Origin of the sequence: Limnohabitans sp. (genome assembly GCF_036804465.1) — a bacterium.
GTDB lineage: Bacteria > Pseudomonadota > Gammaproteobacteria > Burkholderiales > Burkholderiaceae_C > Limnohabitans.
In genome coordinates, this window is the sequence record NZ_DAIRSK010000001.1 from 206,210 (window position 1) to 231,218 (window position 25,009).

Annotated in this window: 24 protein-coding genes and 1 pseudogene; 10 read left to right on the forward strand and 15 right to left on the reverse strand. The window is 57.5% G+C overall.

What is annotated here, in order from left to right; genetic code table 11:
- Positions 1-91 precede the first annotated feature (91 nt).
- The 6 genes from fabG to V7Q41_RS00995 all read right to left on the reverse strand — a co-directional run bounded on the left by fabG (position 92) and on the right by V7Q41_RS00995 (position 4,788).
- The gene (gene fabG, locus V7Q41_RS00970) at positions 92-835 is read right to left on the reverse strand and encodes a 3-oxoacyl-ACP reductase FabG (RefSeq protein ID WP_333841609.1); all 744 of its coding nucleotides are present in this window, start codon (positions 833-835) and stop codon (positions 92-94) included.
- A 16-nt stretch (positions 836-851) separates the two neighbouring features.
- The gene (gene fabD, locus V7Q41_RS00975; protein ID WP_333841612.1) at positions 852-1,802 is read right to left on the reverse strand and encodes an ACP S-malonyltransferase; all 951 of its coding nucleotides are present in this window, start codon (positions 1,800-1,802) and stop codon (positions 852-854) included.
- A gap of 42 nt (positions 1,803-1,844) precedes the next feature.
- Positions 1,845-2,846: a beta-ketoacyl-ACP synthase III gene (locus V7Q41_RS00980; RefSeq protein ID WP_333841614.1), complete on the reverse strand. Its 1,002-nt coding sequence runs from the start codon at positions 2,844-2,846 to the stop codon at positions 1,845-1,847.
- A 12-nt stretch (positions 2,847-2,858) separates the two neighbouring features.
- Positions 2,859-3,890 carry a phosphate acyltransferase PlsX gene (gene plsX / locus V7Q41_RS00985; RefSeq protein WP_333841616.1) on the reverse strand — a complete coding sequence of 344 codons (1,032 nt, stop codon included), beginning with the start codon at positions 3,888-3,890 and terminating at the stop codon, positions 2,859-2,861.
- Between the two features lie 75 nt (positions 3,891-3,965).
- Positions 3,966-4,148, reverse strand: a complete 183-nt coding sequence (gene rpmF / locus V7Q41_RS00990; RefSeq protein ID WP_324498126.1) for a 50S ribosomal protein L32 — start codon at positions 4,146-4,148, stop codon at positions 3,966-3,968.
- Positions 4,149-4,248: 100 nt separating this feature from the next.
- The gene (locus V7Q41_RS00995; protein ID WP_333841624.1) at positions 4,249-4,788 is read right to left on the reverse strand and encodes a YceD family protein; all 540 of its coding nucleotides are present in this window, start codon (positions 4,786-4,788) and stop codon (positions 4,249-4,251) included.
- Between the two features lie 26 nt (positions 4,789-4,814).
- On the opposite strand from V7Q41_RS00995, the gene V7Q41_RS01000 reads away from it, so the two are divergent.
- Positions 4,815-5,420, forward strand: a complete 606-nt coding sequence (locus V7Q41_RS01000; RefSeq protein WP_333841627.1) for a Maf family nucleotide pyrophosphatase — start codon at positions 4,815-4,817, stop codon at positions 5,418-5,420.
- Positions 5,417-6,187: an SAM-dependent methyltransferase gene (locus tag V7Q41_RS01005; protein ID WP_333841630.1), complete on the forward strand. Its 771-nt coding sequence runs from the start codon at positions 5,417-5,419 to the stop codon at positions 6,185-6,187. Before V7Q41_RS01000 ends, V7Q41_RS01005 begins: the two co-directional genes overlap by 4 nt.
- 3 nt (positions 6,188-6,190) lie before the next feature.
- Here the strand turns inward: V7Q41_RS01005 and V7Q41_RS01010 are convergent, their stop codons facing one another.
- The 4 genes from V7Q41_RS01010 to V7Q41_RS01025 are packed head-to-tail and all read right to left on the reverse strand — an operon-like array spanning position 6,191 to position 9,242.
- The gene (locus tag V7Q41_RS01010; RefSeq protein ID WP_333841633.1) at positions 6,191-7,159 is read right to left on the reverse strand and encodes a S49 family peptidase; all 969 of its coding nucleotides are present in this window, start codon (positions 7,157-7,159) and stop codon (positions 6,191-6,193) included.
- An 18-nt stretch (positions 7,160-7,177) separates the two neighbouring features.
- Positions 7,178-7,561: a Rieske (2Fe-2S) protein gene (locus V7Q41_RS01015; RefSeq protein WP_333841636.1), complete on the reverse strand. Its 384-nt coding sequence runs from the start codon at positions 7,559-7,561 to the stop codon at positions 7,178-7,180.
- A gap of 5 nt (positions 7,562-7,566) precedes the next feature.
- Positions 7,567-8,232 carry an HAD family hydrolase gene (locus V7Q41_RS01020; protein ID WP_333841638.1) on the reverse strand — a complete coding sequence of 222 codons (666 nt, stop codon included), beginning with the start codon at positions 8,230-8,232 and terminating at the stop codon, positions 7,567-7,569.
- A complete protein-coding gene (locus tag V7Q41_RS01025) occupies positions 8,229-9,242 on the reverse strand; it encodes an RluA family pseudouridine synthase (protein WP_333841640.1) in 1,014 nt (337 codons plus the stop codon). The genes V7Q41_RS01020 and V7Q41_RS01025 overlap by 4 nt, the downstream gene beginning before the upstream one ends.
- Before the next feature lie 256 nt (positions 9,243-9,498).
- On the opposite strand from V7Q41_RS01025, the gene V7Q41_RS01030 reads away from it, so the two are divergent.
- Positions 9,499-9,678 carry a hypothetical protein gene (locus V7Q41_RS01030; protein WP_333841642.1) on the forward strand — a complete coding sequence of 60 codons (180 nt, stop codon included), beginning with the start codon at positions 9,499-9,501 and terminating at the stop codon, positions 9,676-9,678.
- Positions 9,679-9,802: 124 nt separating this feature from the next.
- Positions 9,803-12,736, forward strand: a complete 2,934-nt coding sequence (locus V7Q41_RS01035) for an Rne/Rng family ribonuclease (RefSeq protein ID WP_333841645.1) — start codon at positions 9,803-9,805, stop codon at positions 12,734-12,736.
- 74 nt (positions 12,737-12,810) lie between these two features.
- On the opposite strand, the gene V7Q41_RS01040 is transcribed toward V7Q41_RS01035, so the two are convergent.
- Complete coding sequence (locus tag V7Q41_RS01040) at positions 12,811-13,365, reverse strand: heme biosynthesis protein HemY (RefSeq protein WP_333841647.1); 555 nt, start codon at positions 13,363-13,365, stop codon at positions 12,811-12,813.
- Between the two features lie 802 nt (positions 13,366-14,167).
- On the opposite strand from V7Q41_RS01040, the pseudogene V7Q41_RS13325 reads away from it, so the two are divergent.
- Positions 14,168-14,392: pseudogene (locus V7Q41_RS13325) on the forward strand (hypothetical protein); the annotation flags it as partial.
- A gap of 74 nt (positions 14,393-14,466) precedes the next feature.
- Here V7Q41_RS13325 and V7Q41_RS01050 read toward each other — a convergent pair.
- The 4 genes from V7Q41_RS01050 to hemC are packed head-to-tail and all read right to left on the reverse strand — an operon-like array spanning position 14,467 to position 18,636.
- A complete protein-coding gene (locus V7Q41_RS01050) occupies positions 14,467-15,765 on the reverse strand; it encodes a heme biosynthesis protein HemY (RefSeq protein ID WP_333841652.1) in 1,299 nt (432 codons plus the stop codon).
- Position 15,766: 1 nt separating this feature from the next.
- A complete protein-coding gene (locus V7Q41_RS01055) occupies positions 15,767-16,867 on the reverse strand; it encodes a uroporphyrinogen-III C-methyltransferase (protein ID WP_333841655.1) in 1,101 nt (366 codons plus the stop codon).
- Positions 16,864-17,709: a uroporphyrinogen-III synthase gene (locus V7Q41_RS01060; RefSeq protein ID WP_333841657.1), complete on the reverse strand. Its 846-nt coding sequence runs from the start codon at positions 17,707-17,709 to the stop codon at positions 16,864-16,866. The genes V7Q41_RS01055 and V7Q41_RS01060 overlap by 4 nt, the downstream gene beginning before the upstream one ends.
- Positions 17,710-17,724: 15 nt before the next feature.
- On the reverse strand, positions 17,725-18,636 hold the full coding sequence (gene hemC / locus V7Q41_RS01065) for a hydroxymethylbilane synthase (protein ID WP_333841692.1): 912 nt from the start codon (positions 18,634-18,636) through the stop codon (positions 17,725-17,727).
- 140 nt (positions 18,637-18,776) lie between these two features.
- Between hemC and argH the strand changes: the two genes are divergently transcribed.
- The 5 genes from argH (at position 18,777) to V7Q41_RS01090 (ending at position 25,009) form a co-directional block, all read left to right on the forward strand.
- Entirely contained in the window at positions 18,777-20,225 is a 1,449-nt protein-coding gene (gene argH / locus V7Q41_RS01070; RefSeq protein ID WP_333841659.1) for an argininosuccinate lyase, read from the forward strand.
- Positions 20,226-20,373: 148 nt separating this feature from the next.
- Complete coding sequence (locus tag V7Q41_RS01075) at positions 20,374-21,558, forward strand: hypothetical protein (RefSeq protein WP_333841661.1); 1,185 nt, start codon at positions 20,374-20,376, stop codon at positions 21,556-21,558.
- A gap of 91 nt (positions 21,559-21,649) precedes the next feature.
- The gene (locus V7Q41_RS01080; protein WP_333841664.1) at positions 21,650-22,804 is read left to right on the forward strand and encodes an alpha-hydroxy acid oxidase; all 1,155 of its coding nucleotides are present in this window, start codon (positions 21,650-21,652) and stop codon (positions 22,802-22,804) included.
- Between the two features lie 34 nt (positions 22,805-22,838).
- Positions 22,839-24,098, forward strand: a complete 1,260-nt coding sequence (gene dinB / locus V7Q41_RS01085) for a DNA polymerase IV (RefSeq protein WP_333841667.1) — start codon at positions 22,839-22,841, stop codon at positions 24,096-24,098.
- A gap of 83 nt (positions 24,099-24,181) precedes the next feature.
- Entirely contained in the window at positions 24,182-25,009 is an 828-nt protein-coding gene (locus V7Q41_RS01090) for a phosphate/phosphite/phosphonate ABC transporter substrate-binding protein (protein ID WP_333841669.1), read from the forward strand.

Below are 25,009 nucleotides of genomic sequence, written 5' to 3' on the forward strand. Positions count from 1 at the left end.
GGATTCCCTCTAAGGGTTGTGAATAAGACCGCTATTTTAACCGGACGGACTGACCGTATTGATTCTGTATGAGGTTTTGACGTAAATGGCTTCAAGCCATGAACATGCCGCCGTTGACATGCAATTCTTGACCCGTCACATAACTGGCCTGTGCACCAGCCAAATAGGCCACGGCATGTGCAATGTCTGCAGGTTTGCCTAGGTGTCCCAGAGGGATTTGACCCAGCAAGGCTTTTTGTTGTGCTTCGGGCAACGAAGCCGTCATGTCTGTTTCGATAAAGCCTGGGGCCACACAATTGACTGTGATGCCGCGGCTGCCCACCTCACGCGCCAAAGCGCGGGTCATGCCAGCAACACCTGCCTTGGCCGCAGCGTAGTTGGCCTGGCCCGCATTGCCAGAAGCGCCCACCACACTGGTGATGCTGATGATGCGGCCATAGCGCTGCTTCATCATGGGGCGCATCACGGCGCGTGACATGCGAAACACAGCTTTGAGATTGGTGTCGAGCACGGCGTCCCAATCGTCGTCCTTCATACGCATGGCCAAGGTGTCGCGGGTGATTCCCGCGTTGTTCACCAACACATGCAAGGCGCCGTGGTCTTGGGTGATTTGCTCTAACAAAGTGTCGATTGCGTCTGCATCGTTGACATTCAGCTTGGCACCTCGGCAACCCGCGTGCGCAGACAAAGCTTGAGAAATTTTGGCAGCACCGTCATCTGATGTGGCCGTGCCGATAACCAAGTAGCCTTGCTGGGCCAACTCTTGCGCAATGGCTGCACCGATGCCGCGCGAAGCGCCCGTGACCAAGGCAATGTGTTGTGTGTTGTCGCTCATGTTTGTTCTCTTTGAATTAGGCCAATGCAGTTTTGACGTCAGCCAAGGTGGCGGGGTCAAACAAAGGCCAGCCCGTTAAGTCTGCGTCGATGCGCTTGACCATGCCAGCCAAAACCTTGCCTGGTCCACATTCGACCAAGGTGCTAACACCTCGCGCCTTGATAGCCGCCACACACTCAACCCAACGCACGGGGCCAAACGCTTGGCGATACAACGCATCGCGCATGCGTTGGGCATCGGTTTCCACCGCCACATCAATGTTGTTGACCAACGGAATTTGCGCAGCAGCAAAAACAGTGGCAGCGAGTTTTTCTTTCAAACGCTCGGCCGCTGGCTTCATCAAGCTGGAATGGAATGGCGCGGACACAGGCAACGACAAGGCACGCTTGGCGCCGTTGGCTTTGAGTACGTCGCAGGCTTTTTCCACAGCGGCTTTGCTGCCAGCAATCACGGTTTGGCCTGGGTCGTTGAAGTTCACAGCCTCTACCACTTCGGTTGAGCCTGCGCCAAAGGTGGCTTGTGCTTCGGCGCAACCCGCCACCACTTGTGACGCCGTCATACCCAAAATAGCTGCCATAGCGCCTGTACCCACAGGCACAGCCTCTTGCATGGCCTGGGCGCGAAAACGCACCAAAGGCGCGGCTTGGGTCAGTGTCAACACGCCAGAGGCGACCAAAGCAGAGTACTCACCCAACGAGTGCCCAGCCACCACGCTAGGAACAGCGCCACCTTCAGCCAACCACGCACGGTAAGCCGCCACAGCTGACACCAACATCACGGGCTGGGTATTGGTGGTCAGCCCCAAAGCCTCTTTAGGACCTTGGTGAATGAGCTTGGCCATGTCCTCGCCCAGAGCGTCTGAGGCTTCGACCAAGGTCTGAGCCACTGCAGGGTTGTCACCCCAAGCGTCGAGCATGCCAACCGATTGAGAGCCTTGGCCAGGAAATACAAAGGCAAATGAATTCATAAGAGGTCTCTAGAGGATGGACGAAGCAAGTTTGGGACAGACTTACATCTTGACGAGCACAGCGCCCCAAGTAAAGCCACCGCCCACACCTTCAAGCATGAGCGTTTGGCCAGCCTTGACTTGACCTGAACGCACCGCATGGTCCAAGGCCAGCGGAATCGAGGCTGCCGAAGTGTTGCCATGGTCATGAACCGTCAGCACCACCTTGTCCATCGAAAGTTTGAGCTTTTTGGCCGTACTTTGAATGATGCGAATGTTGGCTTGGTGCGGCACCAGCCAATCGATGTCGGCCTCCGTCAAGCCAGCTTTGTCGAGCACGGCGCGGGCAGCGCCTTCAAGCAAGCCCACCGCCAGCTTGAACACGGCTTGGCCGTCCATCTTGAGGACAGGATCGCCCAAAATACTGCCGTTACACACGTGGCCCGGCACACACAAGATGCCCACATATTTGCCGTCCGCATGGATGTCGGTGGCCAAAATGCCGGGGGTGTCTGAGGCCTCCAACACCACTGCACCAGCACCATCACCAAAGAGCACACACGTGGTGCGATCTTTGAAATCAAGCAGGCGCGAGAAGACTTCAGAACCCACCACCAAGGCACGTTTGGCGTTGCCAGCACGAATCATCGCGTCAGCCACGGTCAGCGCATAAATGAAGCCGCTGCACACCGCTTGCACGTCAAAGGCGGGGGCGCCCGCAATGCCTGAAGCCTCAGCGTCTAGCTGGGCAAGTTTGTGCTGCAAGATCGCTGCCGTCGAAGGAAACACCATGTCGGGTGTGGACGTGGCAACGATGATGAGGTCAATGTCTTGGGGGCGGCGTCCAGCGGCAGCCAAAGCTTGCTTGCAGGCCTCAAATGCCAAATCACTGCTGTTGACGTCTGATGCAGCAAAGTGGCGAGCACCGATGCCCGTGCGTTCAACAATCCATTCATCTGAACTTTCCACACCTTGTGTGGCAAGCTCAGCAACCAAGTCTGCGTTGGTCAGCCGGCGGGGAGGGAGAAAACTTCCGGTGCCAGTGATTCGGGAGAAAAGGGTCATTAATCAAGTGGCTCAGGCCGAAACGTCTGATTGTCCTAGGGCTAACAGAGGAGCCGCATGGGCAATGCGAGAACGCACACGTTCGAGCAAGTTATGGTGAGCTGCATCATACGCGCGGTTCAAAGCAGTACCAAAGGCCACATCATCTGCTGCGCCGTGGCTCTTGAAAACAATGCCGTTGAGGCCCAGCAGCGCTGCACCGTTGTAGCGGCGGTGGTCCACCCTGTCTTTGAAGTCAGATAGAACAGGATAAGCAAAGATACCTGTAATTTTCGTGAAAATGTTGTGCGTAAATGAATTTTTAAGGGTTTCACTGATTTTACGCGCCAAGCCTTCGCTGGCTTTCAAAGCCACATTGCCCACAAATCCGTCGCACACGATCAAATTCACGACACCTTCGTAAATGTCAGTGCCTTCCACATTGCCCACAAAATTCAAATCGCCAGATTTAGCTGCATTTCGTAACAAATCAGCAGTTTTTTTGATGACTTCGCTGCCTTTGATATCTTCTTGGCCAATGTTGAGCAAACCAACGGTGGGGTTTTCGACGTTATCGAGCACCGAGACCAAGGCAGATCCCATGACGGCAAATTGAAGCAAATGTTCAGGGGTGCAATCGACGTTGGCACCCAAATCAAGCATGGTGGTGCCGCCGCCTTTGAAGTCTGGCATGCGACCGGCAATGGCTGGCCGATCAATGCCATCAATCGTTTTGAGCACATAACGTGCGATAGCCATCAAAGCGCCCGTGTTACCAGCAGATACGACCGCTTGAGCAGACCCGCTCTTGACTTGCTCAATCGCCACACGCATGGACGAATCTTTTTTGCGCCGCAAGGCTACTTCGATGGAGTCATCCATGGTCACCACTTCGGAGGCTGCAACCACCTGAGCCCGAGGGTGTACGAAAGAAGAGAGTGCTTCTGGCAGGCCCACCAGCAATAGGTTGGCGTCTGGGTGCAGGTCCAAGAAACGGCGACAAGCCAACAGTGTGACTCGCGGGCCATGGTCGCCACCCATGCAATCAACAGCCAGAGTGGTCATGCAGGTTTCTTCTCGTCAAAAAAACAAAAGCCCGAGGCGCCAAAGACAGCCACGGGCCAATGAAGAGTGAAGTAATTAAGCTTCAGACTTGGTCTTCAACACCTTGCGGCCACGGTAAAAACCTGTGGGGCTGATGTGATGACGCAAGTGGATTTCACCCGTCGTTGGTTCGACGGCGGTACCAGGCGCTGTCAATGCTGCATGTGAGTTGTGCATGCCGCGCTTGGAAGGAGATTTTTTATTTTGTTGAACAGCCATGGTTGGCTCCTAGAACTGATGAGGTTAAACCGTTGGGCCACAAACCAACCTTGGGCTAGCGTGGCACTTAGCCTACTATTGTAGCGCAACTACTCGGATTTCAATGCCGGCCCGTTTTAAGCGAAGCCAGCACGGCAAACGGGTTGGGCTTGACTTCAGCCAAGATGGCCTCTTCTTCCTCAGAAGTTGGCGCCCGCTCACTCAGACAAGCCTCATGCATGGGGACCAATGGCAAACCCATCAACAACTCATCTTCAATCAAGGCCATCAAATCGAAGCTGTCTTCCAGCACCAACAGATCCTCGTCTGACGCATCGTCTTGGGCCAAGGCCGTGGCCTCATCGGCTACAAAGCGGAAATCTTGCTCAATCAACAACGCCACGGGCACAGGGTGCAAGCAACGCTGGCAGGTCAAGGGCACCGTGGCTTTGGCTTCTAGGTGCAGCCAAACATCCTCTTTGCCACGTTGTTCTGGATCAATAGCACCTTGCGCTACCCACGACACATGGCCTGTCAACTCACCACTGCAGTCAGCCGCCAAGCGCTCGAACGCTGCCACGGGTGTATCGCCCGTGAGGTGGGTCTGCGCTTTGGCAAAGGCTTTGATATCCAGGTTGTGAAGGTTCTTAGGGGTTTGCATGCGTGCCAGTGTAAGAGAATCGAGCCATGTCGAACATCCAACGTGCCCTGATTTTGGGCTCCACCTCCCGCTATCGCCGTGAATTGCTACAACGTCTGCGCGTGCCTTTTGACGTGGTCAGCCCCGAAGTAGACGAAACGCCGCTTGCTGACGAAGCCCCAAACGACCTCGCCACTCGCCTGAGTCTAGCCAAAGCCAAGGCCGTGGCAGCCCTGCACCCCAACGCCGTGGTGATTGGTTCAGACCAAGTGGCTGACCTCCATGGCGAACCCCTGGGCAAGCCCGGCAGCCATGAACGCGCCGTTGCGCAACTACTGCGTATGCGTGGCCAAACGGTGGTGTTTCAAACCGCCGTGTCTGTGGTCTGCGTGGACACCCAGTTTGAACAAACCGAACTCGCGCAAATCAAGGTGCGCTTTCGTGACCTGAGTGACGCCGAGATTGAAACTTATTTGCGCGCCGAGGAGCCCTACGACTGCGCGGGCAGCGCCAAAAGCGAAGGCCTGGGCATTGCCCTGCTAGAGGCCATCGACAACGATGACCCGACCGCCCTGATTGGCCTGCCCCTGATTCGCACGGCTCGCCTGCTGCGCGCGGCAGGCATTGAACTACTGGGAGCCATGAAACCATGAGCGCAGTCACCCCAAAAGGGACGCTCTACTTGGTGCCCACCCCGCTCGATTTTGGCTGCGATGCCCAAGCCGCCATCACCGATGTGTTGCCGCAAAAAACCCTCTATGTGGCGGCGGGCGTGACGCATTGGATTACCGAGAACGCCAAAAGCACCCGTGCCTTTTTGAAGCGCGTCGATGCCCATGTTGCACTGGCCAACACCATTCAAGAAAACACCATCACCGAACTTCCCCGCGAGGTGCACAAAAAGGGCGATCACACAGGTGAGTTTGATGCCAAGCCCATGCTCAAAGCAGCTTTGGCGGGCCACGATGTGGGCTTGGTCAGCGAAGCTGGCATGCCCGCGGTGGCTGACCCCGGCTCATCGGTGGTGCGCGCGGCGCATGAGTTGGGCATTCGGGTGGTGCCCTTGGTGGGCCCTGTGTCGCTCTTGCTGGCACTCGCTGCCAGTGGTTTGAACGGCCAAAACTTTGCGTTTGTAGGTTACCTGCCACAAGACAGTGCGGCTCGAAGCCAGCGTTTGCGTGAGTTGGAGAGCCTTGCTGCCAAACACAAACAAACCCAATTGTTCATTGAAACGCCCTACCGCAACCAAGCGGTATGGGAGGCTTTGGTGAATGGCCTTCAAGGCACCACAAGGCTGGCTCGAGCCAGTGGATTGACCATGGACACCATGCAAGTGCACTGCAAAACTGTTCAGGCTTGGCGCAGTGCGGGCAAGGTTGAAATTTCGAGCGAACCCACGGTGTTTTTGATCGGCAATTAGGGGTTAGCGCAGCACGGGCATGGTTTGCATCGCACGCACGGCACCTTCACCAATCGCAGCCCCAAAGCGCTTGGCCAAACGCTCGGCCACGTTTTCGTGGCGGGTGTAATCGATGATGTCTTCGGCTTTCACAACTTCGCGGGCCACGTAGTCCAGGTTGCCCAAGCCATCGGCCAAGCCTAGGCTAACCGCTTGTTCACCACTCCAAAATAAACCGCTAAAAAGCTCCGGCGTCTCTTTCAAACGCTTGCCACGGCCTTCGCGAACCACTTGGATGAATTGCAGATGAATTTGATCCAGCAGCGTTTGCGCATGCGTGCGTTGGTTTTTGGTTTGTGGGCTGAAGGGGTCCAAGAAACCTTTGTTGACACCGGCTGTCATCAAACGACGCTCGACACCCAATTTGTCCATCAATCCCGTGAAACCAAAGCCATCCATCAAGACACCAATGCTGCCAACAATGCTGGCCTTGTCCACATAAATCTCATCCGCCGCCACAGCGATGTAGTAGGCCGCCGAGGCGCACGACTCTTCCACCACGGCATACACCGGCTTTTTATGCTTGGCTTTCAAACGGCGAATTTCATCGTTGATGATGCCCGCTTGCACAGGGCTGCCGCCAGGCGAATTGATTTGCAACACCACGGCTTGAGACCCTTCGTCTTCAAACGCAGCGCGCAAGGCCGTGACCACCCACTCAGCACTGGCATCAGCCCCATCAGCGATTTCACCTTTGATCGCCACGACGGCAGTGTGTGGCTGGCTCGGACTGGCTCCTGTCACGCCACCTTTGTGCATGCCTGTCCAAAGCAATGCCGCCACCAAGGACAGCCACGCAAAACGGAAAAAGATGCGCCATCGGCGACTCGCTCGTTGCTCAGCCAAGGTGGCAAACGCCAAGCGCTCTAAGGTATCGCGCTCCCACACCGTTTTGTGGCTGGGGCTTTCGGGGTGTGTGGGTTGGTCAGACATGTCAGTGGTTTTCGAAAATTATTCTAAAAACTCGAACGGTTTCAAGTTGTAAGCAGTATGCCAGTGGACAACGCCGTCAGCTTCGGAAAGCTCAATTTTGACCAAGCCTCCTCGGCATGGCCCACCTGCGCACGCCCCTGTGTCGGGCGCGTATTCGGCCCCGTGGGTGGCGCACAGCAGCCAGCGGCCTGAGGCATCAAAAAATTGGTCAGGCTGGTAATCCATCTCCATCGCCACATGGGTGCACCGATTGAGGTAGGCGTGCGGTCGGCCTTCAAAGCGAATGGCAAAGGCGCGACAAGTTTGGCCGGCGAACACCACATCAAAAGATACGGCGCGGCCACCTTCGGTCAAGTCGGCGCTGTTGCACAAGGGCGTCACTTGAGAAGCAAAGTCAGTCATCGCCATCATGCATTCGCCAACAACCAGTCCTGCAACGCCGGAACCGAGTGGGCGATGAAGCGTGGATGAAGAGGTTCAAACTGGCCATGGTCATGCGCGCCGTAGCTCACGCCCACACTGGCGCAGCCTGCATTGACGGCCATTTGCAAGTCGTGCGTGGTGTCACCAATCATCAAGGTACGCTCGGGCGCCACACCAAACTCACGCATCAGCTCATGCAACATGCGTGGGTCGGGCTTGCCAGCCGTCTCGTCTGCCGTGCGCGATCCATCAAACACGCCTCTGAGCTCGGCCGTTTGCAAGGCCTCGTCCAAACCGCGGCGGCTTTTGCCTGTGGCCACAGCCAGCCAGTGCTGGCGTTCGCGCAAAGCAGCCAACAAAGGGAGCACGCCATCAAACAAGGCAATGTCGTTGACGTGTTTGGTGTAATGAAACCGATAGCGCTCGCCCAAAAGCGGGTATTTGTCTTGCGGCACATCTGGCGCGGCATGGGCCAATGCCTGCATGAGCGCCATGCCAATCACATAAGAAGCGGCCGCGTCCGTTGGCCTGGCCCCACCCACATCGACCACGGCTGATTGGATGCAGCGGGTGATGATTTGCGTGGAATCAAACAGCGTGCCGTCCCAATCGAAGGCAATCAAATCAAATTGGCGAGGCCGTGCGGTCATAGGTCTGGGTGCGGTTGAATGATGGGCGGTTGAATGCCATCCACAAAATTTTTGAGCTCCGGCGGCAACGGTGCTTGCAGGCTCACAGGACGGTGACTTTGTGGGTGCTGAAACTTGAGCTGCCATGCGTGCAAAAACATACGCTTGAGGCCCATTTTGTGCAGCAGTTTGTTGTGATCAAAGTCACCATATTTGTCATCACCCGCAATCGGGTGGCCTTGACTGGCCAAATGCACACGAATTTGGTGGGTGCGTCCGGTCTTGATGGTCACCTCAAGCAAGGTGTAAGGCCCCACCGTGCGCGCCACACGCACCAAAGTGATGGATCGCATGCCGTTGGGGTCATCTTTGTCCACCACCTTGACGCGGCGCTCTCCCTCGCCCACTCCCGTTTCGACCGTGTACTTGAACAGAGGCGAGTCAATCACCTTCTTGTTGGATGGCCAAAGACCCAGCACCAAGGCCAAATAAGTTTTGCCCGTTTCGCGGTCGCGAAACTGGTCTTGCAAGTTTTTAAGTGCGCTGCGCTTTTTGGCCACCAACAGCACGCCCGAGGTCTCGCGGTCTAGGCGGTGCACCAACTCCAAATTGGTCGAGGCCGGGCGAGCGCGGCGCAGTTGCTCAATCACGCCAAAGCTCACGCCGCTGCCTCCATGCACGGCAACTCCAGCAGGCTTGTCAATGGCTATCAAGGCCTCATCTTCCATCAAGACGGGAAACTCTCTGGCTGGGGCCGGTGAATCGGCCTTGGCCTGAACTTGAGCCGAAATGCGCACAGGCGGCAAACGCACCAAATCACCCGTCTCCACACGCTGCTCAGCGCAGGCACGGCCCTTGTTGACCCGCACCTCGCCAGAGCGAATGATGCGATACACGTGAGTTTTCGGCACACCCTTGAGGTGGCGCATGAGAAAATTGTCCAAGCGCTGACCGGTCGAATCTTCGTCGACCGTCAGTGTTTTTACCGAAGGAGCGGGGTTTGGGGCCGAAGCCCCTATAATGTGATTCACCAGCGTTTTGCTCTAAGTGCTTGATTTATCACAGATTAGACCATGTACTGACAAACGCGGTAAGGTCGATGCCCCTTTTGTGCCCGAGACGCAGACCCAGTACCCAAGAGACTGCGTGGCCCTCGCCCCAAAAGTTGAGCCGACGCTCAGAAAACACCGAAATGGAATACCCCAAGTTGTGGAGGCTCTTTTGAAAAGCCTTCATAACGGATGACTGCAAGAAGCAAAAACGATGGTTGTGGCAATGATGATGTTGATGGAACTCTGCACCAAGTGGCTTTTACCGCCGACGGTGTGCTACGTTGCACGTCAAACCCATGCCCGCTGGACCAGCCCTGTCTCCCCTGCACTGGCCGATCACGCCTCGCACTCGACAACAGGACAACCGCGAATTCTTGCCCTTATCCACGCGCCCACCCACCGTCCCCTGCGCTGATCACTTTTTGATTCGCGCGGCGGTACCGGTTTCAGCGGCAATTCCCTTCGTTCTCTGACGTCCCCTCAGGCATCGTTGGCCCGTCATGGGCCTGTGATGATTTGACACGTGAAGGAACCGCATCATGAAACGGATGCTTATCAATGCAACCCAGTCGGAAGAACGCCGCCTGGCCATCGTCGACGGCCAAAAGCTGCTCGACTATGAAATCGAAATCGAAGGCCGCGAACAGCGCAAAGGCAACATCTACAAAGCCGTCGTCACCCGCGTCGAGCCGTCTCTCGAAGCCTGCTTTGTGGACTACGGTGAAGACCGCCACGGCTTCTTGCCATTTAAAGAAATCTCCAAGCAGTACTTCATGGAAGGCGTGTCGGTGAGCCAAGCGCGCATCCAAGACGTCATCAAAGAAGGCCAAGAACTCTTGGTCCAAGTGGAGAAAGAAGAACGTGGCAACAAAGGCGCCGCCCTGACCACCTTCATCAGCTTGGCTGGTCGATATGTTGTGCTCATGCCCAACAACCCACGCGGCGGTGGCGTGAGCCGCCGCATTGAGGGCGACGACCGCGCAGAACTCAAAGAGGCGATGGACCAATTGGAATACCCCAAGGGCATGTCCATCATCGCGCGTACTGCAGGCATTGGCCGCAGCGCACCAGAGTTGCAATGGGACTTGAACTACTTGCTCAAACTCTGGACTGCCATCGACGGTGCCAAGGGTGGCAAAGGCGCGTTCTTGATTTACCAAGAATCCAGCTTGGTCATCCGCGCCATCCGCGACTACTTCAACCACGACATCGGCGACATCTTGATCGACACCGATGACATCTACGAGCAAGCGCACCAGTTCATGGCCCACGTCATGCCTGAGCACGCGGCTCGCGTGAAGCGCTACAGCGACGAAACCCCGCTGTTCAGCCGCTTCCAAATCGAACACCAAATCGAGTCGGCCTACGCCCGCACCGTCAACCTGCCGTCTGGCGGCGCGATTGTGATTGACCACACCGAGGCCTTGGTGTCGGTGGACGTCAACTCAGCCCGCGCCATCAAAGGCGGCGACATTGAGGAAACCGCGACCCGCACCAACCTCGAAGCCGCCGACGAAGTGGCCCGCCAAATGCGCTTGCGCGACTTGGGTGGTCTGATCGTCATCGACTTCATTGACATGGACGAAAGCCGCAACCGCCGCGACGTGGAAAACCGCTTGCGCGATGCGCTGCGCCATGACCGCGCCCGCGTGCAGTTTGGCACCATCAGCAAGTTCGGCCTGATGGAAATGAGCCGCCAACGTCTGCGCCCCGCGCTGAGCGAAGGTGCTTCGATTCCTTGCCCACGCTGCGGTGGTTCTGGCCACGTGCGTGACACCGAGAGCTCGGCGCTGCAAATCTTGCGCATCATCCAAGAAGAGGCCATGAAGGACAACACGGCTGCCGTGTACGCCCAAGTGCCCGTCGAAGTGGCCTCGTTCTTGTTGAACGAAAAGCGCACGGAGATTGCCAAGATTGAAATCCAACAGCGCTTGAACGTGTTGCTGGTGCCAAACAAGACGCTGGAAACACCCAATTACAAGTTGGAGCGCTTGAAGCATGACGACCCCCGCCTCGACCGCGTGGAAGCCAGCTACAAAATGGCCGAGGAGTTTGAAGACCCCACCGCCGTGACACGTCGCTCACAAGAGCCCACCAATAAGCAAACGCCCGTCATCAAAGGTGTGTTGCCCGATGCACCAGCGCCTGCACATGAGCCCAAGCCAGCTGCCGCTGCCAAAACCGCTGCCTCACCCGCACATGCTCGCGGCGCTAAGTCTGCGGCCAAGGCACCCGAAGCCAAATCGGGCGGTTTGTGGGCTTGGTTCACTGGCTTGTTCAGCGCCAACCCTCCAGAAAAAGCCAAGCCAGCCCTAGACGACAAAAAGCCAGGCGAACGTGGCGAACGCCGCGATGGCCGCAGCACCAATGGCCGAGGAGGCCGTGGGGGTCGCGGCGGCCGTGGGGGTGACCGCGCCGAGCGCGGTGACCGTCCAGAGGGACGCAACGCCGAAGGCCGCAATGAGCGCAACGCCGATGGCGTTGAGAACCGTGGCGAACGCCCAGCCCGTGGCGAGCGTGCAGAGCGTGGTGAGCGCAATGCGGAGTCACGCAACGAGGGAACTCGCAGCGAAGGGGGTCGTGAAGCCCGTGGCCCACGCCAAGACCGCAACCGCGGTGGACGCAGCGAAGGCCGCTCGAGTGAGGGCCGCCAACTCGAAGGGCAAACCGCCATCGACACCAACGCCTCCCCTGAAGCCCAAGCCGAAGCTCGCGCCAAAGCACGCAACGAACGCATGGCCCGCGAAGAGCGCGGCGAAAGCGCTCAAGACGGTAACGATCCACGCGAACCCCGCGCTGAACGTTCAGAGCGTGGTGAGCGTGGTGAAGGTGGCCAAGGTCGTCGCGAACGCAGTCCACGTGGCGAACGCAACGATGGCCGACGCGAACGCGCCCCTCGTTTAGACGAAAACGGTAACCCAGAAGCCTTGCCACTTGACAATGCGACAGGCGCAGAAGTCCAAGCACCACAAACCGACGACAACAGTGGTGAACGTCGTGAGCGCCGCTCGCGCGACCGCTACGGCCGTGACCGCCGTGAGCGTGGCGAGCGCGGACCGCGAGATGAAAGCACGCCTGAACAAGCCGAGCTCAATCTCGCTGCGCATGACCCTGCGTCTGATGAACAAGCCCCACATCAGACACACGAAACACACCCGTCCGATGAGCCACATCAGCCACGTCAACCGCGTGAATCACGCGCGCGACGCGAAGCGCACGGTGACAGCCCAGAGCGTTCAAAGCGCCAAGGCATGCCGCTCATTCAATCGTTCTCCTTGCCATTGGCCGAGATTCAAGCAATTGCCCAAAGCAGCGGTTTGGAATGGGTCAATTCCAATCCAGACAGCATCGCTGCCGTGCAAGCCGCCATTGCAGCCGAACCTAAGCCTGTGCATGTGCCTCGTGAACGACCACCGCTGGTGATCTTGGATGAAGGTCCCCTGGTCTTGGTTGAAACACGCAAGGATCTGTAAACCGCCAGCGCCCTGCAAGGGGTGGTGCGATGCTTTGCACGCCCCCTTGCCAGTCAAGCAAACACGCTAGCTGTTTATGCAGCTACTTGCGCGGCACGCTTCCAACACAACTGGGCACGCGCTTGGTCTTCCTTTTGCTCAGCTAAATGAGCCAAGGTTCGCCAAGCGTGCCGCTGCATGTCGGCATTGTTGAGTTGAGGTGCGGCTTGCTCCAGTATCTGCTGCGCCTTGCCCCACAAGGCGTGATGCCAGCACACCACGCCAGCCAAATACTGCAGTTCCACCCAACGTGGATAAGTTTGACGGGCGCGTTCGATACTGGCCAGCCATTCAAGGTCGGCAGGCAGCATCACGAGTACACGCGCCAAAGTTTGGGCCACGCGTTCACGGATGGCAGGCGTGCAACTGTCAGGTTGCTGCACCATGCGGTTCCACATGGGCGTAAGCCAAGGCATGACAGCGGCGGCTTCGCCGCTCAGTTTGAGCATGCGCTGGGTGGCGTGAAGCACCACTTCAGGTTGGCTGCGCTCGGCGTCTTCTAGACCATCCCAAGCGCCTTGCAACTGCGCGCTGTCGTGGGCTTCGTTCAAGCTGGCTAAGGCCAGCTCGCGTCGTCCAGAGGGACGCAACGCCGAAGGCCGCAATGAGCGCAACGCCGATGGCGTTGAGAACCGTGGCGAACGCCCAGCCCGTGGCGAGCGTGCAGAGCGTGGTGAGCGCAATGCGGAGTCACGCAACGAGGGAACTCGCAGCGAAGGGGGTCGTGAAGCCCGTGGCCCACGCCAAGACCGCAACCGCGGTGGACGCAGCGAAGGCCGCTCGAGTGAGGGCCGCCAACTCGAAGGGCAAACCGCCATCGACACCAACGCCTCCCCTGAAGCCCAAGCCGAAGCTCGCGCCAAAGCACGCAACGAACGCATGGCCCGCGAAGAGCGCGGCGAAAGCGCTCAAGACGGTAACGATCCACGCGAACCCCGCGCTGAACGTTCAGAGCGTGGTGAGCGTGGTGAAGGTGGCCAAGGTCGTCGCGAACGCAGTCCACGTGGCGAACGCAACGATGGCCGACGCGAACGCGCCCCTCGTTTAGACGAAAACGGTAACCCAGAAGCCTTGCCACTTGACAATGCGACAGGCGCAGAAGTCCAAGCACCACAAACCGACGACAACAGTGGTGAACGTCGTGAGCGCCGCTCGCGCGACCGCTACGGCCGTGACCGCCGTGAGCGTGGCGAGCGCGGACCGCGAGATGAAAGCACGCCTGAACAAGCCGAGCTCAATCTCGCTGCGCATGACCCTGCGTCTGATGAACAAGCCCCACATCAGACACACGAAACACACCCGTCCGATGAGCCACATCAGCCACGTCAACCGCGTGAATCACGCGCGCGACGCGAAGCGCACGGTGACAGCCCAGAGCGTTCAAAGCGCCAAGGCATGCCGCTCATTCAATCGTTCTCCTTGCCATTGGCCGAGATTCAAGCAATTGCCCAAAGCAGCGGTTTGGAATGGGTCAATTCCAATCCAGACAGCATCGCTGCCGTGCAAGCCGCCATTGCAGCCGAACCTAAGCCTGTGCATGTGCCTCGTGAACGACCACCGCTGGTGATCTTGGATGAAGGTCCCCTGGTCTTGGTTGAAACACGCAAGGATCTGTAAACCGCCAGCGCCCTGCAAGGGGTGGTGCGATGCTTTGCACGCCCCCTTGCCAGTCAAGCAAACACGCTAGCTGTTTATGCAGCTACTTGCGCGGCACGCTTCCAACACAACTGGGCACGCGCTTGGTCTTCCTTTTGCTCAGCTAAATGAGCCAAGGTTCGCCAAGCGTGCCGCTGCATGTCGGCATTGTTGAGTTGAGGTGCGGCTTGCTCCAGTATCTGCTGCGCCTTGCCCCACAAGGCGTGATGCCAGCACACCACGCCAGCCAAATACTGCAGTTCCACCCAACGTGGATAAGTTTGACGGGCGCGTTCGATACTGGCCAGCCATTCAAGGTCGGCAGGCAGCATCACGAGTACACGCGCCAAAGTTTGGGCCACGCGTTCACGGATGGCAGGCGTGCAACTGTCAGGTTGCTGCACCATGCGGTTCCACATGGGCGTAAGCCAAGGCATGACAGCGGCGGCTTCGCCGCTCAGTTTGAGCATGCGCTGGGTGGCGTGAAGCACCACTTCAGGTTGGCTGCGCTCGGCGTCTTCTAGACCATCCCAAGCGCCTTGCAACTGCGCGCTGTCGTGGGCTTCGTTCAAGCTGGCTAAGGCCAGCTCGCGTAACAAACTTTGAGCAGCCGTCGCTGAGAACGCACCATGCTTGGCCAACAACCGCGCGGCATCCAAGGCCAAGGTGTGCTGCTGGTCCAAACGTGTGGCTTTGAGGCGCATGCGAAGCGCCAAGATGCGGCGCGAGGGGCCCTGCCCCAGGCCATCCAAATAGCGCAAAGCTTCGGGCGCATCATGGTCGCTCAAGGCCCAGCGGGCAGCACCCAGAGAGGCCGACTCCAAAGCGGCTTGCACCGCCTTGTCTTGTGGATCGTTCCCCAAGGCCATCACCGCTTGCAGATGCGCGCCTCGGGCATCGCGGTCACGCAGGGCGTGAGCGCTTTCTGCCGCCACCAAATGCGACAAAGCACGCAGCTGTTGTGTGTATTTCAAAGGCGCATCGTCGGCGGTGCGCACCGAGGTCAGCAAAGCTTCCAATGCCAACGCTTTTTCAGCTGACTTGACGGCGCGCACATAGCGGCCACTCCAAAGCTCAGACAACGCATCCAACAAAGCCGCATGCATGGCTCGCTCTTTTTGTTGCAAGCGCCAGCGGCGCGCTTGGTGGGGCAATTCAAACAAGCCCGACATCGCTCGCCAAGCCAAGTGCGACATGACAAACAACAACAACAACAGCAGCAGCACCAAGTTGAGCGACAGGTCCACACGGTGTGGTGACCAAAAAACCGTGACCGTGCTTTGGTTTCCCCCAGCAAACAAGGCTGATGCCACCGCCACACCGAACAAGGCCACAAACCACAAAGCGGCTTTCATATCAACGCCCCGCTGCAGCAGTGGTGAGTGCAGCGATGGTGTCGTCCACGCGCGGAATCTCAATTTGCTTGGACTGTGCCAGCACCTCCCGCGCCAGTGCCAATGTGGTTTGGCCTTGGCGGGTTTGCATGTCGAAGTACTGAGCCAAATCGTCGTTGGCTTGCTTCATGTCCGACTGCACCACATCAAAGTGACGGGCCAATAAGCCTAAGCGGGCGTTGAGCAAACGCAGCTTGAGGTTTTCGCGCACAAAGTAGCTTTGGTCAGGCGCCAGCATGCTGGCCTCGGGCTTGTCGATACGGCTGACGCGAATCAGGTTTTTGGCGTCGTCCCACACATCGGACATCACTTTTTCCCACCAGCCCATGCTGATGGCTTTGGCCCAACTCGTGGCGGGCACCACTTGAGGCGGCTTTTCTGTGTTGACCACACCCACCGCGTTCAGCAAAGGCAAGCGGTCCACCGCGCGCACCAACTCATCAAGCTTGAACAGCAGTGCGGGTGTGTCAGCCACCGCGGTGGCCTTGATGCGTTCCATGTCGCGAGTCACCGCACGCAGCACGGGGGCCAAACGCGGCTGCGCGACTTTGATCAAACGCTGCTCGGCCGAGTTGAGAGCTGCCAACAAAGGCTGCACGCTGCCAGTGAGTTGGGCCTGTTGCTGGGCCAATCGAATCGCGGACTCAATGTCGACCACCAAGTTTTCGTCACGCGAACGCGAGAGGCTTTGCATCAACTCTTCGAGTTGGCTGCGCTGCAAGGCCACTTCGCTCAGCTTGGCATCGGTCACCGACAAGCGGGCTGCGGTTTCGCGCGCCAGCTCTTCAGCTTGTTTGGAGGTCATGCGGGCCTGTGTCGCTTGGCTGCCCGAGTCGGCGCTTTGACGTGCCAACTGCTCTTGGATACCAGACAGCTTGACCCACATCAGACCCGAACCCACAACACCCACGACGGCCAAGACGCCGATGCTGCGCATCCACCACGGACTCGGGCCAGTGACGTGAACGCGATCGGCTCTGTTGAGCTCACTGGCGCTGACAAGGGGCTCCGTCTTTGGGCCCCCAGGTGGGAGTTGGTAGGTGTCGTCTTGCTCTGGCTTCATGCCAACGATTCTAATGAGGCTAGCACGTCTGGCAATGACGGCTTCGCCATGTGCACCACACCAAAACCCAAAGTCTGTGCTGTTTGGGCAATGCGAGGATGGGTGGCGATGCAGCGGGTTGTGGCCCAACTTTGTGTGGGCAACAGCTGAGCGAGGTTTTCAATGGCTTGCGAGCTGCTAAAGCACCACAGGCTGCCATCGGTTGCAGCGTGGATGGCATTTGTTTTTTGATGCCGAGTCCAAGTGGGTGTGAATCGCTCATAAGCCACCACAAACTGGGCCGATGCGCCTGCCGCATTGAGCTGCTGGGCCAACCAATCGCGGCCTGTGCCATGCAGCGCAGCCTCGGGTTGGGCATCCACATCTTGGCCGCGCACGATCAACACGGGCTTGCTCACTTGCACTTGGTCAGCGACACGTTGCCACAACGCCTCAGAGTCAAACTGCGCGGCGTCGGCAGACGGGCTGTCAATGCATGCCTCGGGAACGCCGGCTTGCAGCAAGGCTTTGTGTGTGCCAGGACCCGTGGCCCAGCAGCGCGGGCCATCCGCCCACGCTGTTGAGGTCGCCGCAGGGCTGGCTTGCGCTGGATCGCCTGCGCACTGCGCGTCTGCAGGCATGGCTCCTGGCCGAGATGCAAAGAAATAGCGCACAGCCTGGGCGCTGACAAACATCACCGCTTGAAAGTCAGCCCAATGGTTCCACGCTTGCGTCACAGGCTGGCGCTGCGCGACAGACCTGACCTCAATCAAAGGCAAGGCCAGCACCTCATAACCTGCGGCTTGCAGGGCATTCACCCACACTTGCACATCGCCTGCGGGTCGGGTGATGACGATGCGCATGGCTGAGGCTGAGGCTCAGTGGGCGCCTTGGGCGCGCAACTGACCAGCCACCGATTCGCCGAGCAAGTTGGCAGCATGGCGTGACTGAGGGTCTGCGGCATCCAAGGCTTGCTTCACCTCAGCCCGCAACAACACGGGCGCGCCCGATGGATCGCCCCATGCGGCCTGCAGATGCAGCACACCATCGGTCAAGGTAGCGTGTGCAGCCAAAGGCATCGAACAGCTGCCGCCCATCGCGCGACTCACAGCGCGCTCGGCAGTCACCGTCAGCCAAGTGGCGGCATCGGCAAGCGGTGCCAAAGCTTGGGCCACGTCGAGACGATGGCTGCGCACCTCAATGCCCAACGCGCCCTGCCCAGCCGCAGGCAACATGTCGGTGATTTCAAAAATGTGGCGAATGCGCTCACCCAGACCCAAGCGCTTCAAACCCGCAGCGGCTAAGACAATGCCGTCATACTGACCTTCGTCGAGCTTGCGCAAACGGGTGTCAAGATTGCCTCGCAGAGGCTCGATCCTCAAATCAGGACGCAAGGCTCGCAGCAACACCGTGCGGCGCAGGCTAGACGTGCCCACCACTGCGCCTTGAGGCAAGTCATTGAGCTGCGCATAAGTGGAAGACACCCACGCATCGCGCGGATCTTCACGGGTCATCACACAAGCGAGGTCAAAGCCTTCGGGCAAATCCATGGGCACATCTTTGAGCGAATGCACGGCCAAGTTGGCTCGGCCTTCCTCGAGCGCGACTTCGAGTTCTTTTACAAACAGGCCCTTGCCGCCCACTTTGCTCAAACTGCGGTCCAAGATTTGGTCACCCTGTGTGGTCATGCCCAAAAGCGTGACGCGGTGCCCCCGCGATTCCAACAAAGATTTGACATGCTCGGCTTGCCACATGGCCAAGCGGCTTTCGCGGGTGGCGATGGTCAACATCACGGGAGGGGTAGAAGCTTGAGACAAAACAAAACTCGCTTATTCAGGGCCACCAAGTGCGTGGCGTCATCAGTTGCCACAAATGTTAGCAGGCCCAGCTCAGCAACAAGTCGCTGCCAGCCCGATAAAATCTCATACCTATGACAAACCAACTCGACAAAAAATCCCAAGCCTGGTCCGCCCTGTTTTCTGAACCCATGAGCGAGTTGGTCAAGCGCTACACCGCCAGCGTGTTCTTTGACAAGCGCTTGTGGCAAGCCGACATCACGGGCAGCTTGGCCCATGCCGAAATGCTGGGTCACCAAGGCATCATCGGCCAAGACGACCAAGCTGCCATTGAAAAAGGCATGGCGCAAATTTGGACCGAGATTGAATCAGGCCAGTTCGAGTGGCAACTCGACTTGGAAGATGTGCACCTCAACATCGAAGCGCGCCTGACCCAACTCGTGGGCGATGCTGGCAAACGCCTTCACACGGGACGCAGCCGCAATGACCAAGTGGCCACCGATGTGCGCCTGTGGCTGCGCGGCGAGATGGACCTCATCATCGACTTACTGGTCGATTTGCAAAAGTCACTCGTGCAAGTTGCTGAGAAAAACGTCGAAGTCATCATGCCCGGCTTCACCCATTTGCAAGTGGCCCAGCCCGTGAGCTTTGCGCATCACCTCTTGGCCTACGTGGAAATGTTTGCCCGCGATGCCGAACGCATGAGCGACGTGCGCCGGCGCACCAACCGCCTGCCCTTGGGCAGCGCTGCTTTGGCTGGTACCACTTATCCGCTGGACCGCGAACGCGTGGCCCGCACCTTGGGTATGGTGGACGAGCACGGCGAGCCCCAAGTTTGCCAAAACAGCTTGGACGGCGTGAGCGACCGCGACTTCGCCATTGAGTTCACCGCCGCCGCCAGCCTGTGCATGGTGCACATCAGCCGATTGTCTGAAGAGTTGATTTTGTGGATGAGCCAAAACTTTGGTTTCATCCGAATTGCCGACCGCTTCACCACCGGCTCGTCCATCATGCCGCAGAAGAAAAACCCCGACGTGCCCGAGCTCGCACGCGGCAAAACAGGCCGTGTGGTAGGCCATCTCGTGGGTCTCATCACCTTGATGAAAGGTCAACCGCTGGCTTACAACAAAGACAACCAAGAAGACAAAGAGCCTTTGTTTGACACGGTAGACACACTCAAAGACACACTGCGCATCTTCAGCGAAATGGTGGGCGGGCAAGTCAATCCAAGCACGGGTCAAAAAGAAGGTGGCATCACCGTCAACCCCCAAGCCATGGAAGAAGCCGCCAAAAAGGGGTTTGCCACCGCCACCGACTTGGCGGACTACTTGGTAAAAAAAGGCCAGCCTTTTCGCGATGCACACGAGACCGTGGCCCACGCCGTCAAGGCGGCTGCCAGCCACCACTGCGACTTGTCAGAGTTGCCGCTCGACGTGCTGCAAAGTTTTCACCCCGCCATTGAAAAAGACGTCTACGACTGTTTGAGCCTGCACGGCTCACTCAATGCCCGCAACACCTTGGGAGGCACCGCGCCGGTGCAGGTAAGGGCACAAATTGCCCGTCATCACCGACGACTGGGCTAAAGCCAAGTCTTCCACGTCAACCATGCGGTCAATCAACGACTGCGCATGAACATCTTTTAATAAATTAGTACTCTTCATTGCATAAAATCTATGCATGTTTTTTGTAAAGACTATTTGTGATCGATTACCAAGTCTCAGGCGAGCGGTGATGGGCCTTTTGTTGGCAGGCTGCCTCAGCTCTGCCAGCGCGATGACCGATGGCTCCACTGGGGATTGGATCTTCCAAGTTGGCGTGGACACCTGGCAACTCGATGCATCTGTGGCAAAAGACCCACAACCTTGGAACGCACAAAACACCAATTTGCTGCTGCCCAATGCAGTCACCAAATGGCAATACCAGCCCAGCTCTGCTTTTGCCAGCGTCATTGGCTATCAGCCCATTAGCTCAGACACCCATGTGAGCTTGAAGTCCCGGGCGGATCAAACCATGGGTTTAAGGCTGGATGAAGCCATGGTCCAACACATGATTTCGCCCTCCTTGGGCTTGAGATTTGGCGTGGTCAATTACAAAAGCAGCTGGTGCCGCACTTACGAACCGGACAGCGGATGGATTCGAGAGGTGGAGACGATTTGTGTCACCAAAGGATTTCGAGATGTCACGGGTGGTGCGCCAGGCTTGCAAATTTTCACCCACCAAGCTTGGGGAGACTATTTGGTTCAAAGCCAAATTGGCATGTATCGACCGCTGGCGCTGAACTATGCAAAAAGAGAGTTTGGTAATTACTTTCCGAGCCCCGATTTCAAAGTGACAAAAAATAACAAAGTTGGTGTCAATGCCAACGTGCTCAACCTGGTGACGGGCATCGAGGGGCGTTTGTCATACATCCGCGCCAACCAAGGCGCCCAACTTCCAGAGCCCAACATCCTCGGTGAAGCCCCACAAAAGGCCGACATGTTGTACCTGGGGTTGAGTGCCCCATTGACGCCAAGACTCACTGCAAGGCTGACCCAACTCATCCAACATCAACACATTGAATGCTGGTCCGCCTTGAACCCAGGATATTGGTGCAATTTAAAAGTGGTTCAAAAAAAGAGCGCGACTGCCATAGAACTGGCCCACAGAGTCACTGCGGTGGATTTGCTCTGCTTTGGCTTGAGTCAAACCACCTTTGACACAGCGAGAGATTTTTTTTTGCATGATAGCTTTCATGTGCAGGACCAGCCCTTCTACATTGAAACCCGCCAATTCGGTGCAGCTTGGCGACACGACTGGGGAGCAGGGCTTTTCAGCATTCTTCAGTTCATTCAAGCCCAGCAAAAAAACGGCTTTGACAACCAACACTTTTCATCCCATGGCAAAGCCCTGGGCTTGAGGCTGGGCTTGCAGTTCTAAGATTTAATTTTTTTCATCCCAGCTGTCGCACTCTTCACAGCACTCTGCCGCACCACGGGCTACCATGCGGCTGATAGACAGGAGTCCTTTTATGCCCGTGATTACCAACATCGAAGATTTACGCGTGTTAGCCGAGAAACGCGTGCCCCGCATGTTTTATGACTATGCCGACTCTGGCAGTTGGACCGAAAGCACTTACCGCGCCAACGAAACGGACTTTCAAAAAATCAAGCTCCGCCAACGCGTGGCTGTGAACATGGAAAACCGCAGCACCGCGACCCAAATGGTTGGCCTTGATGTGAAGATGCCCGTGGCCATTGCCCCTGTGGGCCTGACTGGCATGCAAAGCGCAGATGGGGAAATCAAAGCTGCCCGTGCCGCTGAAAAATTTGGCATCCCATTCATCTTGTCCACCATGAGCATTTGCTCCATGGAGGACGTGGCCGCGCACACAACGGCTCCCTTCATCTACCAGCTCTACATGATGCGCGACCGTCAGGCCATGGCCAACATGATTGAGCGTGCCCGCCAAGTCAAGTGCAGCGCCTTGGTACTCACGCTTGACTTGCAAGTCATTGGCCAACGCCATAAGGACTTAAAGAACGGCCTGACCGCGCCGCCTAGCCCCACCATCGCCAACATCCTCAACCTCATGACCAAGCCGCGTTGGTGCTTAGGCATGGCGGGCACAAAACGCCACACCTTTGGCAACTTGGTGGGTCACGTCAAAGGCGTGAGCAACATGAAGTCCTTGTCCTCTTGGACCAATGAACAATTTGACCCACGCTTGTCGTGGGAGGACGTGGCTTGGGTCAAAGCGCAATGGGGCGGCAAACTGATCCTCAAAGGTATTCAAGACGTAGAAGACGCCAAGTTGGCCGTGCAAAGCGGCGCGGACGCCCTGGTGGTCAGCAACCACGGCGGTCGCCAGTTGGACGGTGCGCAGTCCAGCATCGAAGCCCTACCCGCCATCGTGGCCGCGGTGGGCGACCAGATTGAGGTGTGGATGGACGGCGGCATTCGTTCAGGCCAAGACGTGCTCAAGGCTTGGGCCTTGGGGGCACGCGGCACGTTGATTGGCCGCGCGATGGCTTATGGCTTGGGTGCCATGGGTGAAGAGGGCGTGAGCAAAGTGCTGCAAATCCTTCACAAAGAACTGGATGTGACGATGGCGTTTTGTGGCCACACCGACATTCATCAGGTGAACACCAACATCTTGCTGCCAGGCACGTTTCCCACCGCTTGAACGGTGGCTTGAGTCACGGACACGGGTGGGTCATATGAGCCCCATGCGGCGTATTGCGCACCTCGACATAGATGCGTTTTATGCGTCCGTCGAACTGCTGCGATACCCGCAACTCAAGGGCTTGCCGGTGGTGATTGGCGGAGGTCGCCGCGGCATAGACGACATGCTGAGCCGCTTGCGCCAAGCGCAGCCCGACTACCCGTGGTCACAAGACAAGCTGCACGAAATTCCACTTGACTTCTTTCCGCGCATCTCAGGCTACAGCGGGCGCGGCGTCATCACCACCGCCACTTACGCAGCGCGGCAGTTTGGGGTGGGCTCGGCCATGGGCGTGATGAAGGCCGCCAAGCTGTGCCCAGACGCCCTGTTGCTGCCCGTCGACTTTGAGCAATACAGACATTATTCGCAGCGTTTCAAAGCCATCATCACCGACATTGCGCCGCGCATCGAAAACCGGGGCGTGGACGAGGTCTACATCGACTTCACCGAGGTGCCTGGCGGCCAACGCGAAGGCGGACGCGTGTTGGCTCGGTTGATTCAAAAAGCCATCTTTGAGGACACCGGTCTGACTTGTTCGGTCGGCGTGGCACCTAACAAACTGCTGGCCAAAATGGCCAGCGAGTTCAACAAGCCCAATGGCATTTCCATCGTGCACATCGACGATTTGGAAACCATGATTTGGCCTCTGCCCTGCCGCAAAATCAATGGCATTGGCCCCAAGGCCGAAGCCAAGTTAGCCACACACCACATTCACACCATTGGCGAACTGGCCCAGCGTGATCGCGTCTGGCTCATGCAGCACTTTGGTAAGAGTTACGGTGCTTGGCTGCACGATGCAGCCCACGGCAAAGACGACCGAGCCATTGAAACATCCAGTGAACCCGTCAGCATCAGCCGCGAAACGACGTTTGAGCGTGACCTCCACGCCGTGCACGACCGCGAGGCACTGAGCGCCATCTTCACTAGGCTCTGCGAGCAAGTGGCTGCTGATCTGCAGCGCAAAGGCTATGTGGGTAAAACCATTGGCATCAAGCTGCGTTACGACAACTTTCAAAGCGTCACGCGTGACCAAACGCTCAGCACCTATGCCAACCAAGCCCATGCCATTCGCGCCGCCGCTGGGCAATCCCTCAAGCGCGTGGACCTTTCACGCCGTTTGCGTTTGCTCGGCGTACGCGTGGGTTCTTTGATGAAACTCGCAGACTGGCAAGCGCAAAGCAGCCAAACCGAAGAGTCACCACCCCAGCCCTACACCGAATCCTTGTTTAGGGACGATTTACATCGAAAGCAATAAAAGCAAAGCTCAGGCGAAAATAACAAAATCAATAACTTTGGACTTTGCACATGCACACGCTCAGACGACATTTATGCAGATTTATGTCCCTCGTATGTTTCGCAACGGGTGCGGCCAACGCAGCCTGCTTGGGAGAGCAAAGCAGCACCAAGGTCTACACCTTTGATGTGGTGCCGCAGCTGACAGCTGCAAAAATTTACACCACATGGTCACCCTTGCTGCAACGCGTGGGCCAAGAGGCTGGCTTGTGTTTTGAATTACGGGTGTCTTCCACCATTCCCGAGTTTGAACAAAAACTGCTCAAAGGCGAGCCAGAGTTTGTGTTTCTCAACCCATATCACGCGGTGCTAGCGCACCAAAAGAAAAAGTACCAACCACTGTTGGCTGATAGTGAAGATTTGCTAACGGGCATCTTGGTGGTGCGCGCGGACAGCCCCATTAAGAGCTTGGATGAACTCAAGGGTAAAAACATTTCCTTTCCAGCGCCCAACTCATTTGCAGCCTCGCTGTTGATACGCGCTGAGTTGGCGAAACGAAAAATCGACACCAATCCTGTGTTCGTGAAAACACACAGCAATGTGTACCGCTCCGTCATTGGCAAAGACGCCATCGCTGGCGGTGGCGTGAACAACACACTCGACAACGAAGCCCCTGAAGTGCGCCAACAATTGCGCGTGCTGTTTGAAACACAGGCCTACACCCCGCATCCTGTGGCCACACACCCCTCCGTTGCTGGCGCTGTGCGCGAGCGATTCTTAAAAGCCATGCTCAAGCTCACACAAGACGAAGAGGGTCGCAAGCTGCTGGACGGCATCAACCTCAGCAAACCTCAAGCCGTGACGTACGCCAAACACTACAAGCCCTTGGAGTCCTTGCAACTAGAAAAGTTTTTGGTCTTGATGGCGCCATGA

What these genes read in the sequence shown, in the direction of transcription:
- fabG (WP_333841609.1), bottom strand. Translation starts at nt 835, where the DNA reads ATGAGCGACAACACACAACACATTGCCTTGGTCACGGGCGCTTCGCGC.
- fabD (WP_333841612.1), bottom strand. Translation starts at nt 1,802, where the DNA reads ATGAATTCATTTGCCTTTGTATTTCCTGGCCAAGGCTCTCAATCGGTT.
- V7Q41_RS00980 (WP_333841614.1), bottom strand. Translation starts at nt 2,846, where the DNA reads ATGACCCTTTTCTCCCGAATCACTGGCACCGGAAGTTTTCTCCCTCCC.
- plsX (WP_333841616.1), bottom strand. Translation starts at nt 3,890, where the DNA reads ATGACCACTCTGGCTGTTGATTGCATGGGTGGCGACCATGGCCCGCGA.
- rpmF (WP_324498126.1), bottom strand. Translation starts at nt 4,148, where the DNA reads ATGGCTGTTCAACAAAATAAAAAATCTCCTTCCAAGCGCGGCATGCAC.
- V7Q41_RS00995 (WP_333841624.1), bottom strand. Translation starts at nt 4,788, where the DNA reads ATGCAAACCCCTAAGAACCTTCACAACCTGGATATCAAAGCCTTTGCC.
- V7Q41_RS01000 (WP_333841627.1), top strand. Translation starts at nt 4,815, where the DNA reads ATGTCGAACATCCAACGTGCCCTGATTTTGGGCTCCACCTCCCGCTAT.
- V7Q41_RS01005 (WP_333841630.1), top strand. Translation starts at nt 5,417, where the DNA reads ATGAGCGCAGTCACCCCAAAAGGGACGCTCTACTTGGTGCCCACCCCG.
- V7Q41_RS01010 (WP_333841633.1), bottom strand. Translation starts at nt 7,159, where the DNA reads ATGTCTGACCAACCCACACACCCCGAAAGCCCCAGCCACAAAACGGTG.
- V7Q41_RS01015 (WP_333841636.1), bottom strand. Translation starts at nt 7,561, where the DNA reads ATGACTGACTTTGCTTCTCAAGTGACGCCCTTGTGCAACAGCGCCGAC.
- V7Q41_RS01020 (WP_333841638.1), bottom strand. Translation starts at nt 8,232, where the DNA reads ATGACCGCACGGCCTCGCCAATTTGATTTGATTGCCTTCGATTGGGAC.
- V7Q41_RS01030 (WP_333841642.1), top strand. Translation starts at nt 9,499, where the DNA reads ATGGAACTCTGCACCAAGTGGCTTTTACCGCCGACGGTGTGCTACGTT.
- V7Q41_RS01035 (WP_333841645.1), top strand. Translation starts at nt 9,803, where the DNA reads ATGAAACGGATGCTTATCAATGCAACCCAGTCGGAAGAACGCCGCCTG.
- V7Q41_RS01050 (WP_333841652.1), bottom strand. Translation starts at nt 15,765, where the DNA reads ATGAAAGCCGCTTTGTGGTTTGTGGCCTTGTTCGGTGTGGCGGTGGCA.
- V7Q41_RS01055 (WP_333841655.1), bottom strand. Translation starts at nt 16,867, where the DNA reads ATGAAGCCAGAGCAAGACGACACCTACCAACTCCCACCTGGGGGCCCA.
- V7Q41_RS01060 (WP_333841657.1), bottom strand. Translation starts at nt 17,709, where the DNA reads ATGCGCATCGTCATCACCCGACCCGCAGGCGATGTGCAAGTGTGGGTG.
- hemC (WP_333841692.1), bottom strand. Translation starts at nt 18,636, where the DNA reads ATGTTGACCATCGCCACCCGCGAAAGCCGCTTGGCCATGTGGCAAGCC.
- argH (WP_333841659.1), top strand. Translation starts at nt 18,777, where the DNA reads ATGACAAACCAACTCGACAAAAAATCCCAAGCCTGGTCCGCCCTGTTT.
- V7Q41_RS01075 (WP_333841661.1), top strand. Translation starts at nt 20,374, where the DNA reads ATGGGCCTTTTGTTGGCAGGCTGCCTCAGCTCTGCCAGCGCGATGACC.
- V7Q41_RS01080 (WP_333841664.1), top strand. Translation starts at nt 21,650, where the DNA reads ATGCCCGTGATTACCAACATCGAAGATTTACGCGTGTTAGCCGAGAAA.
- dinB (WP_333841667.1), top strand. Translation starts at nt 22,839, where the DNA reads ATGAGCCCCATGCGGCGTATTGCGCACCTCGACATAGATGCGTTTTAT.
- V7Q41_RS01090 (WP_333841669.1), top strand. Translation starts at nt 24,182, where the DNA reads ATGTCCCTCGTATGTTTCGCAACGGGTGCGGCCAACGCAGCCTGCTTG.